The sequence below is a fragment of the Kineococcus indalonis genome (assembly GCF_009906395.1).
GTDB lineage: Bacteria > Actinomycetota > Actinomycetes > Actinomycetales > Kineococcaceae > Kineococcus > Kineococcus indalonis.
In genome coordinates this window covers 1-770 of record NZ_JAAALM010000933.1, presented here as the reverse complement: position 1 = coordinate 770, position 770 = coordinate 1, and the positions used below count along the sequence as shown (strand labels likewise).

The following is a 770-nucleotide window of genomic DNA, read 5'->3' as shown; positions in this document are numbered from 1 at the left end:
GCCCGGGGCCAGGCGCGCGGCGGCGGCCGCCGGCACGGGCACGTCGGCGAACAGCTCCAGCGGCCCGTGCCGGCCGTGCACGCGCACCGTGCGCCCGCGCGGCTGCAGCTGCTCCACGACGACCGACCACCGGGTGGCGGGGCCCGCCGCGGCACCGGCGCCCCCGGCGGCGTCCGCGGGAGCGCCCGCGGCGGCGTCGGCGCCCGGCACGTGCACCACCACGTGCTCGGGGTCCAGGACCGCCACGGCCGGCTGCCCCGGCCGGCAGCCGGGGTCGAGCAGGCCGGCGACGACGGTGCCGTCGGCGGTGCGCAGCCCGCCCGCGGTGGCGCGCCCGCGCAGCAGCACCAGCCCGGCGGTGTGGGCGGCGAACGCGCTGCGCGGGCGGGTGAGGACCTCCTGCACGGTGCCGTGCTCGGCGACGCGCCCGTCCTGCAGCACCGCGACGCGGTCGGCGAGCGCCAGCACGTCGAGCAGGTCGTGGGTGACGAGCACGACGCCGCCGGGGTGCGCACCGCCGGGGTGCGCACCGCCGGGGTGCGCACCGCCGGGGTGCGCACCGCGCAGGACGTCGCGCAGCACCCGCCGCACCCGCGGGGCCGCCTCGACGTCCAGGGCGGCCAGCGGCTCGTCGAGCAGCAGCAGCTGCGGGCGGGCCGCCAGCGCCCGCGCCAGCGCCACCCGCTGCGCCTGCCCGCCGGACAGCGCCCGCGGGCGGCGCTCGGCCAGGTGCCCGGCGCCGACGGCGGCCAGCCAGCGCAGCGCCTGCT

The 770-nt window shown here is 83.0% G+C and carries 1 protein-coding gene; it reads right to left on the bottom strand.

Annotated features, from left to right (window positions below):
• Nucleotides 1–770, bottom strand: a 770-nt coding sequence (locus GTR00_RS22020; RefSeq protein ID WP_166613609.1) for an ATP-binding cassette domain-containing protein, incomplete at both ends; no start/stop codon positions are given.